Here is a 16,167-nt window from a genome sequence, read left to right as displayed (position 1 = left end):
TCAGCCAGTTATGTTTTGTAGTTAAAGTAAAATATTTTCTAGTATTTTAGAGTAGGTCAGTGATAATGTGTCTAAATCGTCAATACGGACGCATTCATTAACCTTATGGATTGTTTCGTTAATGGGGCCTAGCTCAATAAGCTGGGCCCCACTTGGGGCAATAAAGCGACCATCAGATGTGCCGCCGCCAGTCGATAAAACAGGTGTGCTGCCGGTTAGTTCATAAATGGCTTGTTCAACAGCGTTGGTTAATGTTCCTTTCTCTGTCAGAAATGGTAAACCCGATACCTGCCAACTAAGCTCATAATTATCTGAATTTTGGTCCACTATGTAAGTGATACGCCGTTTAATGTCTTCGGGTGTTAATTCGCTCGAGAAACGTAGATTGAACACTAAATTAAGTTGCCCAGGAACAACATTTTCAACACCGGTTCCAGCATTAATATTAGAGATTTGAAAGCTAGTCGGTGGGAAATATTCATTACCCTCATCCCATTTTTCTGCCGTTATTTTTGACAAAATAGGGGCTAGGGCATGGATAGGGTTATCGACTAATTCGGGGTAGGCAACATGGCCTTGTTTACCAAATAAGGTCAAATAACCATTGATCGAACCACGTCGACCAACGCGTACCATATCACCAAAACGTTTATGGCTCGACGGTTCACCAACGATACAAAAATCGATTTTTTCTTTGCGCTGGTTCAGTGTGTCAATGACTTTAACAGTACCGTCATGGGCGGGGCCTTCTTCATCGCTAGTGATTAAGAACGAAATAGAGCCGTTGTGAGTGCTATGTTCGGTAATAAAACGATCACAAGCAGTCATCATTGCCGCTAAACTGCCTTTCATGTCAGCGGCACCACGGGCATAGACCAAGCCATCCTTGATGGTAGGTTCAAAAGGTGGAGTGCTCCATTCTTCTAGTGGACCCGTGGGTACCACATCGGTATGACCTGCAAAACAAAATAACGGCGCTTCGCTGCCTTTTCTTGCCCACATATTGCGTGTTTCGCCGAAGTTCATCCACTCTATTTTGAAGCCACGTTCTTGCAGGTACTCTGCCATCAAGTCCATGCAGCCTGCATCGTTAGGCGTAAGTGATTGCTTTTTAAGTAAGGCAAGGGTGAGGTTTAATGTATCACTCATGTAGACAATAGTTGTTGGTATTGATCAGCGGAAAAGCCAAGTGCTAGGGTTTTGCCGGTATCTAAGAGAGGACGTTTAATGATCGCGGGGTTTTCTAACATGATGCTAATGGCCTTTTCCCTATCGATTGATGATTTTACCTCATCATCAAGTTTGCGCCATGTTGTACCTCGTTTGTTAATCATCGCTTGCCAACCAAGGCGGCCTTCGAGAGCGCTTAAAAGAGCTTCGTTTAGGCCATCTTGCCGGTAATCGTGAAACGTAAACTCGATCCCATTATCAGTCAGCCATTTTTTGGCTTTTTTAATGGTGTCACAGTTTTTAATACCATACATAACGATGGGCATCTTAATCCCTTAATAAATCGTTTAAACCAGTTTTACTGCGAGTTTTTTCATCCACCGTTTTGATAATAATGGCCGCATATAAGCTATGTGTACCGTCTTTTGATGGTAAATTGCCCGGTACAACCACAGAGTAAGGAGGAATACGGCCATACATAATTTCGCCTGTTTCACGGTTGTAAATTTTTGTACTTTGGCCGATGTAAACACCCATTGAAATCACGGAACCTTCGCCAACAATAACGCCTTCAACAATCTCAGAGCGTGCGCCAATGAAGCAATTATCTTCAATGATGGTAGGGCCTGCTTGTAATGGTTCTAGAACACCACCAATACCAACACCGCCCGATAAATGAACATTTTTACCGATTTGTGCACATGAGCCAACTGTTGCCCAGCCATCAACCATGGAACCGCTATCTACATAGGCGCCAATATTAACGAAAGAGGGCATGAGGACAACATTAGGTGCAATGTATGAACCTGCACGAACCACTGAACCTGGTACAGCACGCATACCGCCATTTTTAAAATCTTCTTCAGTGTAGTTAGCAAATTTAGTCTCTACTTTATCGTAGAAGCGGTTTTCATCACGGTCCATGACGCGGTTGTCGTTGATCTTGAACGATAATAAAACAGCTTTTTTTAACCACTGATTGACCACCCAGTCGCCGTCTTTTTTTTCTGCAACACGACCTTCGCCACTGTCTAGCATAGCAAGTGCTTGTTCAACGGCACTGCGAATTTCTGAGGAGACTGATTTTGAATCAAAGTCAGCGCGGTTTTCAAAAGCTTCATTGATAATGTTTTCAAGGTTTTGCATGTGTTAATCCTATAATTTAATGATAGTTTAAAGAGTTTGTATGAATTGTTTAATTCGGTGTGCGGCGTCTAAACATTCGCCCACTGGTGCTACCAGCGCCATACGAATATGATTTAAACCAGGATTGCCGTCGTTTGTATTGCGGGCTAGAAACTGCCCAGGTAACACGGTGATATGTTGTTTTTCGAACAGTTGCTGTGCAAAGTCGATATCAGAAATAGGTGTTTTTGCCCATAAATAAAAGCCCGCGTCGGGTGCTTTTACATCCAAGCTATCGTCAATTATAGACAGCACATCTTTGAATTTTTGAGCATAAAGAATGCGGTTTTCATTAACATGTTCTTCGTGTCCCCAAGCGGCAATACTGGCATGTTGGGTCGGCGTTGGCATGGTGCAGCCGTGATAAGTACGGTAATTAAAATAGCTTTTTAGAACCTTAGCATCGCCAGCAATAAACCCTGATCGCAAACCCGGCGCGTTTGAGCGCTTGGACAGGCTATGAAAAACAACACAACGTGAAAAATCTGTGTTGCCCATGTTCTGGCTGACCTCTAATAAACCTAATGGTCTATTGTGTTCAGTGGTGTATATCTCTGAATAACATTCATCCGCCGCAATGATGAAGTCATAACGGTGTGCTAGTTCAATAAGTTGTCTTAGTTGTGCCTCGGTATGGTTTGCACCACTGGGGTTGCCAGGGTTACATATATAAAGTAGTTGGCAGTTTTTCCATGTTTTTGTGCTTACTTTGTCGTAATCGGGCAGGTAATTGTTTTCTTGATCACAATTGATGAAGAATGGTTTTGCACCGGCTAATAAAGTTGCCCCTTCGTATATTTGATAAAAGGGGTTTGGCATGGCAACGATGGCCTTATCACTTCGTTGGACAACGCATTGTGCGAATGAGAAGAGGGCTTCTCGTGTGCCACTAACCGGTAAAATATGTGTGTTTGGGTCAAGCGCGTTAGGGTTTATATCAAAACGTTGAGAAAGCCATGCGGCAATGCTTTGACGTAATTCGTCTAGCCCTTTTGTGGTTGGGTATTGGCCAAGGGTATGTAAGTGTTTTAGCAACGCATCGGTAATTATTTGAGGCGTAGGGTGCTTAGGTTCGCCGACAGATAAAGCGATATGCTCTAACTGATTGGGTGGTGTAATACCGTGCTTGAGTTTAGCGAGTTTCTCAAATGGGTACGGTTGAAGAGAAGCTAAATCTGGGTTCATAACGAAAGGATATTTTTTGTAGCGTGGTAGTATAGGTGATTAGCGTTTAGGATAAAACGCTCCAAGCTAACAATAATAGCAAATCTGATGGCTGATACAGTACTGCAAATTTTTGCGAAGGCACCTATAGACGGTTTTGTAAAAACGCGCTTGATACCCGAACTAGGTGTGAAGGCAGCAACTGATGTATATATAACGTTATTAAGCAGTGTTGTTGAGTTAGCTGCTAGCAGTAGTTACAGCGTCCAACTATGGTGTGCGCCTGATTTACAACATGACTTTTTTCAGCAGGTTGCTAAGAAATATAAATTTGCCCTACGCAAACAACGCGGCGCTAACCTGGGTGATAAGATGAAGTATGCTCTTGAGCAAGGGCTTCACGAGGCAAATAGGGTTGTGTTGATTGGTGCCGATTGCCCAGTTTTTACTCTCAATTATTTAATGGAAGCATTTCAGTTACTGACAGACTCGAAGGTGGTTTTGGGGCCGGCAGAAGATGGTGGTTTTGTATTAATTGGTTGCACCAAGGTGCGCGACAATATGTTTAGTCAGGTTGATTGGGGTGAAGCAACGGTACTAAGCCAGACCTTGAAGGCATTGACAGGTGCAAAACTGACATATAGCTTGTTGCCGATGCTTTGGGATGTCGATACGTTAAGCGATTTAAAGCGATGGCAGGCTAGTTAATGGGGCTGTTGAAGGTCTTCCATGAAAGCTTTTAAGAAGCGCGTGGCTTCACCACCTGTAACGACCCTATGATCAACGGTGATGGCCAGTGGTAAGATATTTCTAATCAGCATTTTTCCCTCTATTACAACAACTTCTTCGCGAGCTTTACCTGCGCCAACAATCGCAACGGTGGGCGGCAATACAACGGGCATTGCGTAGCGCCCTGCAATACTGCCGTAATTTGACAAGGTGATGGTGTAGCCTCGTAATTCATCAGCTGAAAAACTTCGTTGTTCAATTTTACTTTTTAAAGTTGCCAGTTTTTGTTTAATACCGTTTAGATTTTCTTTTTCAATATCGCGTAAAACAGCAACGAATAAACCCTGTGGTGCATCAACTGCTAAACCGAGATGAATGGAGCTTAATAGGCGTCTACCAAGAGCATGTGAGTCAAACCAAGCATTTAAAGCTGGTTCTGTCTGGCAAGCTGCAACAAGGGCACGAATTAACCTGGGGGTGATATCGGCGGTGTTTTTGATCAGGCTGATATCGGCATCATCAACTACCGTAGCAGGCGCTACTTCAGCATGTGATTGGCTCATGTTCCTAGCCATTGCTTTACGTACGCCTCGTAAAGGTTCCATTGGGCCGACAGCAGATAGAATTCTTGCAACACGCCGAACGTCATCCGATTGTATCAAGCCGTCGTGGCCACTTGGCGTGACCATCGATAGATCAACTCCCAAGCGGTGAGCAAGTGCTCTAACAGCAGGCGTGGCTTTGGCATTAAAGCGTATGCTTTTGTTGCTGCTCGATTTATCGTCTATTAAAACATCGCTGGTTTCCATTTCGCCGACAACTGTTCCGCTATCGTGCTCTGTATCACCTTCAAATTCTACAAGTGGGTCACCCGTTTTTATCACCTCATTAATATCACCATATAAATGGCTAACAGTACCTGAGACAGGTGACGGTATATCAATAATAGCCTTAGCGGTTTCAACAGAGACTAGTGGAGCGTTTATGGAGATGCTATCGCCAACTTTAACATGCCATTCTACGATTTCTGCATCTGGAAGTCCCTCGCCTAAGTCAGGTAAATGAAATATATTCATCGGTACTCCATTATCTGTATTGCTGAGTTTATGATGCGTTGAGCACTGGGCATATAATAATGCTCATTTTTGAGCATCGGCATAACGGTGTCGTAACCAGTGACCCGCTGAACGGGAGCGAGTAAAGAAGTAATGCTTTTTTCAGCTAATTGGGCGGCTATTTCAGCACCAACACCGCCTGTTTTAGCGGCTTCGTGAATAATAATGCAGCGGCCCGTTTTATTAACAGAATCGATTATGCTACTAATATCGAGCGGTTTAATGGTCGCAACATCGATAACTTCTGCATCGATACCCTGTTGTGTTAATTGCTCTGCCGCAGCAAGGGTTTCTTTAAGCATGGCGCCCCAACTGATAAGTGTAAGGTCAATACCTTCACGGAGCACAAAACAAGTGTCTAAAGGTAAGGGTTGGCCGTTATCTTTAATAGCTTGCTTTCCATCACGATAAATACGCTTTGGTTCTAAAAATAAAAGGGGGTCGGGGTCTTGTATGGCTGCAATTAATAGGCCGTATGCACGGGCTGGCGAGGAGGGAATAACCACACGTAAGCCTGGAATATGGGCGAAAAGAGCTTCGGTGCTTTCACAATGGTGTTCAGGTGCGTGTATGCCGCCGCCAAAGGGTGCTCGAATAACCATCGGGCAACTTAAGCGGCCTCTCGTTCTGTTACGTAGGCGAGCAGCGTGGTTAAGAATTTGATCAATGGCGGAATAGATAAACCCCATGAACTGAATTTCAACAATTGGAATTAAGCCTTGGCTGGCCATACCAATAGACATGCCAACGATGGCTGACTCGGCTAGGGGTGTATCAAAAACGCGTTTGCTCCCAAATTCTTTTTGCAGCTTATCTGTGGCGCGAAAAACACCGCCATTGGCTCCAATATCCTCACCTAATACAACAATGTTGTCATTAACTCGCATTTGATTAGCCATTGCGCGGTTGACCGCATCAATCATCGTCCACTCATTCATGATGTTTAAGCGCCAAGAGAAAGCGTTGTTTTTGTTCGGCCAGATCGGCAGGAATTTTTTCGTACATATGATCAAAAAACTCCCCGGCGGGTTGAGCAGGGAGCTGTTTGTAATTAGCGACTGCTATGTTGATCTGCTTTTGTGCTGCGGCATATAATTGTTGGTCTTCATCTGTTGTCCATGAAAGCTGTTCAGTTAGGTAGTTTTTAAAACGAATTAGGGGTTCTTTGTGTTGAGCTTCTTCGAATAATGCAGGGTTGATATAACGTGTCGCGTCATCTGCCGTTGTATGATCGCAAATTCGATACGTGATGGCTTCAATGAAAAAAGGTCGCTGATTAGTTCGTATTTTTTCCAGCGCGTTTTCGATGCTAATTAACATGCCGAGCACGTCATTACCATCAACACGTATTGCATCAATTCCAACTGCAAGTGCTTTATGAGCTAGCGTTTTTGAAGCGGTTTGTTGAGCTAAGGGCACGGAGATGGCCCATTGGTTGTTATTAACAATAAATAGTGTTGGAAGCGACATGGCGCCAGCGATGTTTAATGATTCATAAAAATCACCTTTAGAAGTGGCGCCATCTCCGCAAGTTACAACCGCCACCTTTGAAGTGGATTTGTACTTTAGGGCAAAGGCAACCCCTATTGCATGACAGAGTTGAGTGGCGATTGGTACACAGAGGGGGAAGTCGTGAGCTTGATGTTTGAAATGGCTGCCCCTTTCGTCGCCGCCCCAATATTGCAAAATTTCTTCAAGCTGTACACCTCGTTGAATTTGTGCGCAGATATCACGGTAATAGGGGATAAAGACATCATCCTTAAGCATCGCTTTGCCAATAGCGGTTCCTATTGCTTCTTGCCCTCTATTCGAGGCATAGGTGCCGATGATTCCAACCCGCTGTAGATTGATGATCGTTTCATCAAAAAGTCTTGATGTAACGAGTGTGCGGTAGAGCTGGGTTAGCGTTTCGCGGTTTTGAAGTGGCGTTGGAAGAGGTTGTAATAACGCTCCGTGTTCATCAAGATAGCTTAGGTATTCAATGTTGGTTCCATTGTTTTCACTCATCTAAAATGTATCCCTACAATGATGTAGATAAAAGGTTAGTCTATATTTAATGATAAAAGTTCAGTCTTTATGAGCATCAGGCACCCAGAATAATAACTGTTTTTTATAGCCAGCCAGTTATAATATCTAGCCAATAAAAAGTTTATCGTTATTAATAATGAATGCTGTCAATTCTGCATCGCACATCGTACAGATTAAAAAAATCTCCAAGTTTTATAATAATAAACAGGTGGTTAATGAGCTAGATTTAAATATTGAAGCGGGTTGTTTTTGTGGAATATTGGGTCCAAATGGCGCAGGTAAAACGACGACGTTAAGGATGTTGGTTGGTCACTGTCCGATAGATACCGGAGAACTGTCAATTTTAGGGTTGCCGATGCCTGCAAACGCATCGCTTATCAGGGAATCTGTCGGTGTTGTACCTCAAATGGATAATTTGGACCCTGATTTTACCGTTGAAGAAAATTTATGCGTTTATGGACGTTTTTTTGGTATCGACGAAAAAACATTAAAAGAACGAACAAAAGAGCTTCTTGCATTTGCATCGTTAGAAGATAAAGCGGCCTGTAAAATATCAGCGTTATCTGGAGGCATGAGACGACGTCTGTCATTGGCAAGGGCTTTGATTAATAAGCCTAAATTATTGATTCTGGATGAACCAACGACTGGGCTAGACCCACAAGCACGCCAAGCTATTTGGCAAAAGCTTCGCGAGTTAAAAAAACAGGGGCTTACTCTAATTTTAACGACGCACTATATGGAAGAGGCGGAGCGCTTATGTGATCGGGTTATTGTGATGGACTACGGCGAGGTGATGGCCGATTCGCCACCTAAGGAGTTGATTAAGGATGAAATTGAATCACATGTTCTTGAAGTTCATGCAGCTTCGGACGATTTAATATCGGTGCTAAAGCAGGATAAAACGCTCGCTCGGTTTGAGAAATCAGGGGATATTTGCTTTTTTTATGGCGAGAAAATGAACCATGCTTTGGCTGTGTTAGAGCAAGGGACGCATGATGATTATCTGTTTCGTCCCGCGAATTTAGAAGATGTTTTTATCAAGTTAACTGGGCGAGATTTGCGTGAATAAACTAGCTAAACTGAAACTATTTTTATCCAGAAGTCGGTCAATTTGGTCGCGAAATATTCGCGTTTGGGGGAAGCTTGCTGGGCCTTCATTGCTGGGTAACTTTGGTGAGCCTTTGTTATATTTAATCGTATTGGGTTATGGCTTGGGCCGATTTGTGGGCGAGGTTGAGGGAATGCCCTATATGGCTTTTTTGGCCTCAGGGGTTGTCTGCACCAGCGCGTTGAATTCGGCAAGTTTTGAAGGCATGTATTCCGCCTATACTCGAATGGAAGTGCAGCAAACATGGTTAGGCATGCTGACGACACCGGTGAATGTCGGCGAGGTGGTTTTTGGTGAAATACTCTGGGGGGCGACTAAGAGTTTTATCAGTGTCAGTGCTATATTAATTGTCGCTGCCTTCTTGGGGTTGGTGGAAAATGGCTGGGCGTTATTAGTGTTGCCCGTTGCTTTTCTAACGGGGCTGTGTTTTTCATCATTGGCGTTGTTAATGACCTCAAGCGCCAAAAGTTATGATTTTTTTCTTTATTACACGACGCTATTTATTACCCCAATGGTTTTAGTTAGTGGCGTCTTTTTCCCTATAGATACCTTGCCGCAAATGGTTCAGTGGATTGCTACCGTGTTACCTTTGTATCACGCTATTTCCTTGGTGCGCCCGTTAATGACAGGTGGAGAAGTGTCATTGGTTCTGCTGCATGTATTGGTCTTGTTGGTATTTAGTATAACGGCGGGTAGTTTAGCCGCCTATAGGGTAAAGAAAAGGCTCATTAAATGAGCCTTTGTGATTGAAGGTAAGAATTAATCGTTATAATTATGCGGCTATAACAACCTTATTTCGGCCTGCTTCTTTTGCTTGGTACAGTGCTTTATCGGCGCGATCAATTAACAGTTCAACACTATCGGTTGCTTTAACTGTTGCGATACCTGCGGAGATTGTTACCTCTCCAATGGCTTCACCACTTTCTTTTCGTTGCAGCTTACTGTTACTCATTGCAATACGTATTTTTTCCGTCAGCTGCTTCGCGTTGTCAATATCCAGGCCGGTTAAAATAACTGCAAATTCTTCACCACCATACCTAGCAATATGGTGTTCTGAGCCAACAATCTGGGTTAAAAGTGCGGAAACGTAACGAATAACTCGATCGCCGACAAGGTGGCCAAAATTATCGTTTACACGCTTAAAGTGATCAATATCAAGTAGAACCAGGGTTGCACTTAAATTGGTTTCACTATGAACAACGTTATCTATCGCTTTATCAAACGCGCCTCTGTTTTTAAGGCCTGTTAACGCATCTTTTTCAGAGCTTGCTTTTACTGCCTCTAATTCGGCTTTCATTTTAAGAATTTCAGCATTTGTTTCTTGCATCCTTGCTTGGGTGGCCTGATTGTTCTTAACCATCTCTCGTGTATCCTGCATGACTTGTTTGAGCACAAGTGCAGCAGCTTGTGGGTCAGTTGTATAGGATAAAGTTTCTGCATGTTTGTTTATCGTGCTGTCAAACTCTCCGGCACCACTGCTGACCTGTTGGACTTCTTCAGATGCTGAAGACATGGCTTTTTCTAAGGAGTGCTGTATTTTTTCTTGTTGTTCTAGGGTTGCTCCACCATTGATGTATTTTTCATAAAGTTCCAGCATGATAGCTAATGTAAAAGGTTTTTTTTCACTAATAATGCTATCGATGACGTCATTAAGGGTCTGGGAATTACCAGATAAATAACTGTAAAAAATAGAGTAGTTGATGGGGGTGGGAGGTAAGTTATGTTGTGACAACATTGGGATCGCTTGCCTTAAATATTCGGCGGCTTGTTTGGGTTCGTCTTGTTGTAACATTTAATTCCTCTGTTTGACGGTTTGTATTTATATTAGTACAAAATTTGAAGCCAGATGTAAACAGCTGGGGTTTGGTGAGTTTATCTGCTTTATTTAGTCATTATATGATTAAATTTGTGAGGGAGGTCTCATTTTATTTGCCTGTTTTGTAACTGTCAGTAAAGGTTTATTCGAGGCAGTTGGGTAAGAAGCTGTGTTATAAAGAGCTTTTGAATCTCCTTGGCTTTTTGAGAAAATATATGGGTTGTGTTAATCATTTTATTTTGCTTATTTTGTTGCTGGTTGCTATACCAGTAACACAGGCCGACCTGTACAAAAAAGTCGATAAAAACGGCCATGTTTATTTTACAGATAACCCCGTCGGGAGTGGTTTTAAGCTTATTATGCGGACGCCTAAAAAAGGCACGATTGAGTATAAAAACTTTCAGCGTAATCGTCGTCAATTGACACCGCTGATTAAACAGCAAGCTAGGCAATATAAGGTCGACCCTGCGTTGGTGATGGCTATTATTCATGCTGAATCAGCTTATGATAGAAAGGCTGTCTCAAGAGCTGGAGCCGTAGGCTTGATGCAATTAATGCCTGGAACGGCAAAACGATATGGAGTCAGTAACCGTACTGATGCAGTGCAAAACATTCGTGGCGGGGTTCAGTATTTAAGGTATTTATTAGAACTGTTTAAATTTAATATTAAACTAACCCTAGCTGCTTATAATGCAGGTGAATCAGCTGTTTTGAAATATGGAAATAAGGTGCCACCTTATCCGGAAACAGAACAGTATGTAAAAAAAGTGGTGACTTATTACCAAGATTATTTAAATGGTCATAAGGTGCTTTAACTATTAAGACTTTCTAAAGGAGAAATATGCGTTTATTACATACGATGCTTCGTGTCGCAGATTTAGACCGTTCTATTGAATTTTATACAGAGGTGTTAGGGATGACGCTATTGAGGCGCAAGGAGTTTCCTGAGGGCCGTTTTACCTTAGCGTTTGTCGGGTATCAGCCTGAAAGTGCCGGTACAGTTATAGAGCTAACGCATAACTGGGATAAAGGTGCCTATGACCTAGGGGATGCGTTTGGGCATATTGCCATACAAGTTGCTGATGTCTATGAAGCATGTGAGCTAATTCGTCAAAAAGGCGGGGCGGTAACACGCGAAGCAGGGCCGATGAAGGGCACAGACAGTATTTTAGCGTTTGTTAAAGACCCTGATGGCTATTCGATAGAGTTGCTGGCCTGACTATTAAAGTATTTTAACGCCCATTGCTGTTAACATATTAGTCAGCTTGATTAAAGGCAGCCCGATAAGTGCATTGGGGTCCTCACCTTCAATGCGATCAAATAAAGCGATGCCTAGGCCTTCTGATTTAAAAGCAGCCGCGCAGCCATATGGTTTGTCTCTGAGTACATAGTTTTCTATTTCCCCAAGAGATAGGGTTTTCATATGCACTCTACAGATGTCTGTTTCGGTGATGCTCTCGTGAGTTTTAGAGTTTAGAAGCGTTAAGCTGGTATAAAAGACAATGGTTTTCCCTGATGAGCGTGTTAGCTGTTGTACGGCCTTGTTAAATTCGCCGGGCTTAGTAAGTTGCTGATCCCCAAGCATGGCGACTTGGTCAGAGCCAATAATGAGGTGGTTAGGAAAGTCTGGCGTCAACGCGGTCGCTTTTTCAAACGCGAGACGCTTTGAAAGTTGAATAGGGCTTTCGTTGGCTTTAAACGATTCATCAATATTCGGTGAGGCGGTTTCAAAGTTAGGATAAATTTTTTTTAGCAGCGTTTTACGAAAAGGTGAGCTAGAAGCTAATACTAATGTCGGATGATTTTTCATATAATATAGTTAATTTGAATTAAGATCATTTTACCTAATATGACCAAAACATTGCAGATAGAAGTTGACCCATCGTTGTGCGCCAGTCAAGAACGAAACATTACAGGCGAACTGCCTTACGATGAATTACAGCAAATACAGGCTGATATTGATCCGTCTAGTTCTTCAATAAGGGCAGATTTAACATTTTCAAAAGCCGGAAAATTTGTTGTTTTAACAGGTCGGATTTCAGCAGATCTCGTGTTACAATGCGCCGCTTGTTTAGAATTGACTGATTTTCCGGTCAATATAGATGTGAAATTGGCGATTATCAATGATGAGGCTAGAGCATCATTAATACCAGATGATTGTGAGCCTTACTTGTATGATGGTGAGCGCTTGCTGATCAGCGATGTCGTTGAGGCAGAAGTGGTGTTAGTGCTTCCATCCATAGCAAGGCACGAAGTGTGTCCGGTTGAGTTGCCTAAAAGTAGCGCAAGCAAAGATTATGGGCTTGAAACGGAAAAAAAGAAGAATCCGTTTGAGGTTTTAGAAAAGTTAAAGTTGAATTAGACAGAAGGTTTAGCGTCTACTCAAGAAATAATGTCCAATGGGCAAAAACTAATGTCAGCAAAACAAATGTGTTTTGTTGTGGAAAGACTTATGGCTTAAAAGCGATAAGGGTTATTAATTCTCTGGAGAATTTGAGATGGCAGTACAAAAAAGTAAAAAATCACGTTCAAGACGTGGTATGCGTCGTTCACACGATGCGTTGACAGCGAAAACATTATCAACTGAGCCTACAACTGGTGAAGTTCATTTGCGTCATCATGTGAGTGCGGATGGTTTTTACCGCGGCGAACAAGTTGTCGCTGATAAAGATTAATAAGGTTTTTGTTTTAACGTATCTTCGGGCCGTTCAGCTTCGTGTTGTTAGGTAAGGCATTAGTTTATGTTTAATGCGAAAATAACCGGTACAGGTAGTTATTTGCCTGAAAAAGTTGTTACTAATAAAGATTTTGAATCAACATTAGAGACGACTGACGAGTGGATTTATTCCAGAACGGGAATAAAGCAAAGACACGTTATCGATGAAAAAGAGTCTGTCTCCAGTATGGCTGAGATTGCGTCTAATAACGCACTTGAAGCAGCGGGGTTAGATGCCTCTGAAATCGATCTTATTATTGTTGCTACCAGTTCATCTGATAGGGTTTTTCCTAGTACGGCGTGTATTTTACAAAATAGGCTGGGCGCAAACGGTGGGGCAGCTTTTGACGTTCAGGCGGCTTGTTCAGGGTTTATTTATGCCTTGGGCATTGCAACCCAATTTATAAAAGCTGGGGGCGCAAAAAAAGCACTGGTTGTCGGTTCAGAAGCGAATTCAAGGATTCTTGACTATTCAGATAGAAGCTCGTGTGTGATCTTCGGTGATGGTGCGGGCGCAGTTGTGGTAGAAGCATCAGAAGAGCCCGGTATTTTATCAACGCATATGAACGCCGACGGTCAATATCAAGATCTGCTGTATGTGAACAATCCAATCAAAGACCAAAAACAAGAAGGTGATCAGGCTTTCATGACGATGCACGGCAATGATGTGTATAAAGTTGCGGTTAAAACATTAAGCCGTGTTGTGGATGAAACACTTGAAGCCAACAACATGGATAAATCAGATGTTGACTGGTTAATACCGCACCAAGCTAATATAAGAATCATTTCCTCGGTTGCAAAAAAGCTGAATATGCCGATGGAAAAGGTTGTTCTCACGATAGAAAATCAAGCCAACACTTCTGCTGCTTCAGTGCCTCTTGCATTAGATCAAGCAGTTAGAGATGGGCGAATTAAAAAAGGTGAAATAGTCTTGATGGAAGCCTTTGGTGGTGGTTTTGTCTGGGGTTCTGCTCTTGTAAAAATGTAAGTCTTCAGTAAATTCAAATCATTTAATACATTATGTCATCAAACAAAATAGCCATTGTTTTTCCAGGCCAGGGGTCCCAAGCTGTCGGTATGCTAGGTGATCTGTCTGCTCACTATAATCAAATCAAAGAAACCTTCGATGAGGCATCACAAGCATTAGGCCGTGATTTATGGGCGTTAGCCCAAAATGGGCCTGTTGAAGAGTTGAACCAAACACAAAATACACAACCTTTGATACTAACAGCAAGTGTTGCCATGTGGCGCGTGCTCCAATCTACAGCGGAAGTTACTCCCTCGTTTATGGCTGGCCATAGCTTGGGTGAATATACAGCGCTTGTTTGTGCGGGAAGTTTGGACTTTGTTGATGCAGTTAAATTGGTTGAGCAACGTGCGATGTTTATGCAGCAAGCCGTCCCTGAAGGTGAGGGAGCGATGGCTGCAATATTAGGTCTTGAAGTAGCTGACTTAGTAAATATTTGTAATCAAGCGGCTGAGGGAGAAACTGTTTCGGCTGTTAATTTTAATGCACCAGGTCAGGTTGTTATTGCAGGTAATACGAACGCAGTTAATAGAGCAATAGAGTTGGCGAAAGAACAGGGCGCAAAAAGAGCGTTGCCGTTACCAGTCAGTGTACCTTCACATTGTGCGTTGATGGCTCCAGCTGCTGAAAAGTTAATGGCTGTATTGGGCGGAGTTAGGTTTTCAATACCAACCATTTCAGTCATACACAATACGGATGTAGCGCAACATAACGATGCATCTGATATTAAGCAGGCTCTGATGAAACAATTACACACGCCGGTACGCTGGGTTGAGACAGTTGAGATGTTAACTGATGCCGGAATAGATACCATTATTGAGTGTGGTCCAGGTAAAGTGCTAAGTGGATTAAATAAAAGAATTAATAAATCATTAGCACTTTACTCGTTAGGTGATGAGCGCTCATTTAATAAAACGATAGAGGCATTATGATGAATAATAAACCAATTGCATTGGTTACTGGAGCAAGTCGTGGGATAGGTAAAGCCATTGCGCAACAGCTGGTCGCTGATGGTTTTTATGTTGTTGGAACGGCCACTTCTGATAACGGCGCGGCGGCTATATCAGATTATCTATCTGATTCAGGTAAAGGAATGACGTTAGATGTTACCGACACAGATTCAATTCAGTCGGTCTTGAAAGACATTACATCTACCGTGGGTGCGCCTACAGTGTTGGTGAATAATGCTGGGATTACCAGAGATAATCTTATGCTCAGAATGAAAGATGATGAGTGGGATGATATTATTTCAACCAATCTAAGTTCAATATTCCGCGTTAGTAAAGGTTGTTTGCGCGGTATGATGAAAAATAAAAAAGGGCGGATTGTTAGTATTGCCTCAGTTATTGGTGTAACCGGTAATGCTGGGCAAGCAAATTATGCAGCTGCTAAGGCAGGGATTATCGGGTTTAGTAAATCGTTAGCGAGAGAAGTTGGCTCAAGAAATATCACAGTCAATACGGTGGCTCCAGGCTTTATTGACACAGATATGACAAAAGCCTTACCAGATGAGCAAAAAGCTTCATTATTGGAAGGGGTTCCTCTTGGGCGTCTTGGTGATGCAAAAGAGATAGCAAATGCTGTTTCCTTCTTATGTTCTGATAAAGCGGCTTACATTACAGGGGAAACTTTACATGTTAATGGTGGCATGTATATGGGGTAATGAATAATTGATCGTAAGTTTTTAGTAGTAGTCCTTGGTTTGATATATAGAATTGTTTAAACTTTTTTAATTTAGCAATATAATAAGAAGACCACAAATTTAGCAATATAATATGAACACCACAAATTAAATTTGTGGTTCCAAAAATACAGAGGGAATAGAAAAATGAGTAATATTGAAGAGCGCGTCAAAAAAATCGTTGCAGAACAACTTGGTGTGAAGGAAGAAGAAGTAACAAACGAAGCATCATTCATCGATGACTTAGGTGCAGATTCATTGGATACGGTTGAGTTAGTGATGGCTCTTGAAGAAGAGTTTGATTGTGAGATTCCTGATGAACAAGCTGAAGGTATCACAACTGTTCAACAAGCAATTGACTACGTTAATAATAACGCAGAATAAATCAATTTCTTTTTATCAAGCACGGCTTACTTTATCGTAAGCCG

The 16,167-nt window shown here is 42.4% G+C and carries 20 protein-coding genes; 11 read left to right on the top strand and 9 right to left on the bottom strand.

Translation table 11 applies throughout. From position 1 onward, the window contains the following. Nucleotides 1–21 precede the first annotated feature (21 nt). From dapE to dapC, 4 genes are read right to left on the bottom strand one after another with little or no spacing between them, the layout of a single operon-like run. Nucleotides 22–1,149 (bottom strand): succinyl-diaminopimelate desuccinylase, encoded by a 1,128-nt coding sequence (gene dapE, locus CYCPU_RS0107090; RefSeq protein WP_015006193.1) that lies wholly within the window; start codon nucleotides 1,147–1,149, stop codon nucleotides 22–24. Next, nucleotides 1,146–1,496, bottom strand: coding sequence for an ArsC family reductase (locus CYCPU_RS0107085; RefSeq protein ID WP_015006192.1), 351 nt, complete (start codon nucleotides 1,494–1,496; stop codon nucleotides 1,146–1,148). The genes dapE and CYCPU_RS0107085 overlap by 4 nt, the downstream gene beginning before the upstream one ends. A gap of 1 nt (nucleotide 1,497) precedes the next feature. Then, the gene (dapD, locus tag CYCPU_RS0107080; RefSeq protein WP_016390095.1) at nucleotides 1,498–2,316 is read right to left on the bottom strand and encodes a 2,3,4,5-tetrahydropyridine-2,6-dicarboxylate N-succinyltransferase; all 819 of its coding nucleotides are present in this window, start codon (nucleotides 2,314–2,316) and stop codon (nucleotides 1,498–1,500) included. 27 nt (nucleotides 2,317–2,343) lie between these two features. Next, nucleotides 2,344–3,540 carry a succinyldiaminopimelate transaminase gene (gene dapC, locus CYCPU_RS0107075; RefSeq protein ID WP_020162344.1) on the bottom strand — a complete coding sequence of 399 codons (1,197 nt, stop codon included), beginning with the start codon at nucleotides 3,538–3,540 and terminating at the stop codon, nucleotides 2,344–2,346. 87 nt (nucleotides 3,541–3,627) lie between these two features. On the opposite strand from dapC, the gene CYCPU_RS0107070 reads away from it, so the two are divergent. Next, nucleotides 3,628–4,227, top strand: a complete 600-nt coding sequence (locus tag CYCPU_RS0107070) for a TIGR04282 family arsenosugar biosynthesis glycosyltransferase (protein WP_015006189.1) — start codon at nucleotides 3,628–3,630, stop codon at nucleotides 4,225–4,227. Here CYCPU_RS0107070 and CYCPU_RS0107065 read toward each other — a convergent pair. From CYCPU_RS0107065 to pdhA, 3 genes are read right to left on the bottom strand one after another with little or no spacing between them, the layout of a single operon-like run. Further along, nucleotides 4,224–5,324 carry a dihydrolipoamide acetyltransferase family protein gene (locus CYCPU_RS0107065; protein ID WP_020162343.1) on the bottom strand — a complete coding sequence of 367 codons (1,101 nt, stop codon included), beginning with the start codon at nucleotides 5,322–5,324 and terminating at the stop codon, nucleotides 4,224–4,226. The two genes, CYCPU_RS0107070 and CYCPU_RS0107065, sit on opposite strands and share 4 nt — an antisense overlap. Continuing rightward, on the bottom strand, nucleotides 5,321–6,301 hold the full coding sequence (locus CYCPU_RS0107060; RefSeq protein WP_020162342.1) for an alpha-ketoacid dehydrogenase subunit beta: 981 nt from the start codon (nucleotides 6,299–6,301) through the stop codon (nucleotides 5,321–5,323). Before CYCPU_RS0107060 ends, CYCPU_RS0107065 begins: the two co-directional genes overlap by 4 nt. Further along, entirely contained in the window at nucleotides 6,294–7,370 is a 1,077-nt protein-coding gene (gene pdhA / locus CYCPU_RS0107055; RefSeq protein ID WP_020162341.1) for a pyruvate dehydrogenase (acetyl-transferring) E1 component subunit alpha, read from the bottom strand. The genes CYCPU_RS0107060 and pdhA overlap by 8 nt, the downstream gene beginning before the upstream one ends. 157 nt (nucleotides 7,371–7,527) lie before the next feature. On the opposite strand from pdhA, the gene CYCPU_RS0107050 reads away from it, so the two are divergent. Together CYCPU_RS0107050 and CYCPU_RS0107045 are read left to right on the top strand one after the other, a co-directional pair. Further along, nucleotides 7,528–8,460 carry an ATP-binding cassette domain-containing protein gene (locus tag CYCPU_RS0107050; protein ID WP_020162340.1) on the top strand — a complete coding sequence of 311 codons (933 nt, stop codon included), beginning with the start codon at nucleotides 7,528–7,530 and terminating at the stop codon, nucleotides 8,458–8,460. Then, nucleotides 8,453–9,235, top strand: coding sequence for an ABC transporter permease (locus CYCPU_RS0107045; protein ID WP_020162339.1), 783 nt, complete (start codon nucleotides 8,453–8,455; stop codon nucleotides 9,233–9,235). Before CYCPU_RS0107050 ends, CYCPU_RS0107045 begins: the two co-directional genes overlap by 8 nt. A 36-nt stretch (nucleotides 9,236–9,271) precedes the next feature. Here CYCPU_RS0107045 and CYCPU_RS0107040 read toward each other — a convergent pair whose 3' ends face one another. Beyond that, nucleotides 9,272–10,291: a GGDEF domain-containing protein gene (locus CYCPU_RS0107040; RefSeq protein ID WP_016390102.1), complete on the bottom strand. Its 1,020-nt coding sequence runs from the start codon at nucleotides 10,289–10,291 to the stop codon at nucleotides 9,272–9,274. A gap of 239 nt (nucleotides 10,292–10,530) precedes the next feature. On the opposite strand from CYCPU_RS0107040, the gene CYCPU_RS0107035 reads away from it, so the two are divergent. Then, nucleotides 10,531–11,130, top strand: coding sequence for a transglycosylase SLT domain-containing protein (locus CYCPU_RS0107035; protein ID WP_020162338.1), 600 nt, complete (start codon nucleotides 10,531–10,533; stop codon nucleotides 11,128–11,130). A gap of 26 nt (nucleotides 11,131–11,156) precedes the next feature. Next, a complete protein-coding gene (gene gloA, locus CYCPU_RS0107030) occupies nucleotides 11,157–11,534 on the top strand; it encodes a lactoylglutathione lyase (protein ID WP_016390104.1) in 378 nt (125 codons plus the stop codon). Between the two features lie 3 nt (nucleotides 11,535–11,537). Here gloA and CYCPU_RS0107025 read toward each other — a convergent pair whose 3' ends face one another. After that, the gene (locus CYCPU_RS0107025) at nucleotides 11,538–12,125 is read right to left on the bottom strand and encodes a Maf family protein (RefSeq protein ID WP_016390105.1); all 588 of its coding nucleotides are present in this window, start codon (nucleotides 12,123–12,125) and stop codon (nucleotides 11,538–11,540) included. A gap of 39 nt (nucleotides 12,126–12,164) precedes the next feature. Here CYCPU_RS0107025 and CYCPU_RS0107020 point away from each other — a divergent pair, with 39 nt between their 5' ends. From CYCPU_RS0107020 to acpP, 6 genes are all read left to right on the top strand, one after another. Then, entirely contained in the window at nucleotides 12,165–12,677 is a 513-nt protein-coding gene (locus tag CYCPU_RS0107020) for a YceD family protein (protein WP_016390106.1), read from the top strand. 136 nt (nucleotides 12,678–12,813) lie between these two features. After that, nucleotides 12,814–12,990, top strand: coding sequence for a 50S ribosomal protein L32 (gene rpmF / locus CYCPU_RS0107015; protein WP_015006180.1), 177 nt, complete (start codon nucleotides 12,814–12,816; stop codon nucleotides 12,988–12,990). A 66-nt stretch (nucleotides 12,991–13,056) separates the two neighbouring features. Then, nucleotides 13,057–14,019, top strand: coding sequence for a beta-ketoacyl-ACP synthase III (locus CYCPU_RS0107010; protein WP_016390107.1), 963 nt, complete (start codon nucleotides 13,057–13,059; stop codon nucleotides 14,017–14,019). Nucleotides 14,020–14,051: 32 nt separating this feature from the next. Beyond that, complete coding sequence (fabD, locus tag CYCPU_RS0107005; protein ID WP_016390108.1) at nucleotides 14,052–14,990, top strand: ACP S-malonyltransferase; 939 nt, start codon at nucleotides 14,052–14,054, stop codon at nucleotides 14,988–14,990. Beyond that, nucleotides 14,990–15,721 carry a 3-oxoacyl-ACP reductase FabG gene (gene fabG, locus CYCPU_RS0107000; protein WP_015006177.1) on the top strand — a complete coding sequence of 244 codons (732 nt, stop codon included), beginning with the start codon at nucleotides 14,990–14,992 and terminating at the stop codon, nucleotides 15,719–15,721. Before fabD ends, fabG begins: the two co-directional genes overlap by 1 nt. A gap of 165 nt (nucleotides 15,722–15,886) precedes the next feature. Next, nucleotides 15,887–16,123, top strand: coding sequence for an acyl carrier protein (gene acpP, locus CYCPU_RS0106995; protein WP_015006176.1), 237 nt, complete (start codon nucleotides 15,887–15,889; stop codon nucleotides 16,121–16,123). The last annotated feature ends 44 nt before the right edge of the window (nucleotides 16,124–16,167 follow it).

Source organism: Cycloclasticus pugetii PS-1, assembly GCF_000384415.1.
Taxonomy (GTDB): Bacteria; Pseudomonadota; Gammaproteobacteria; order Methylococcales; family Cycloclasticaceae; genus Cycloclasticus; species Cycloclasticus pugetii.
Note: the sequence above shows the minus strand (reverse complement) of the source record. Positions and strands in the feature narration are given on the sequence as shown.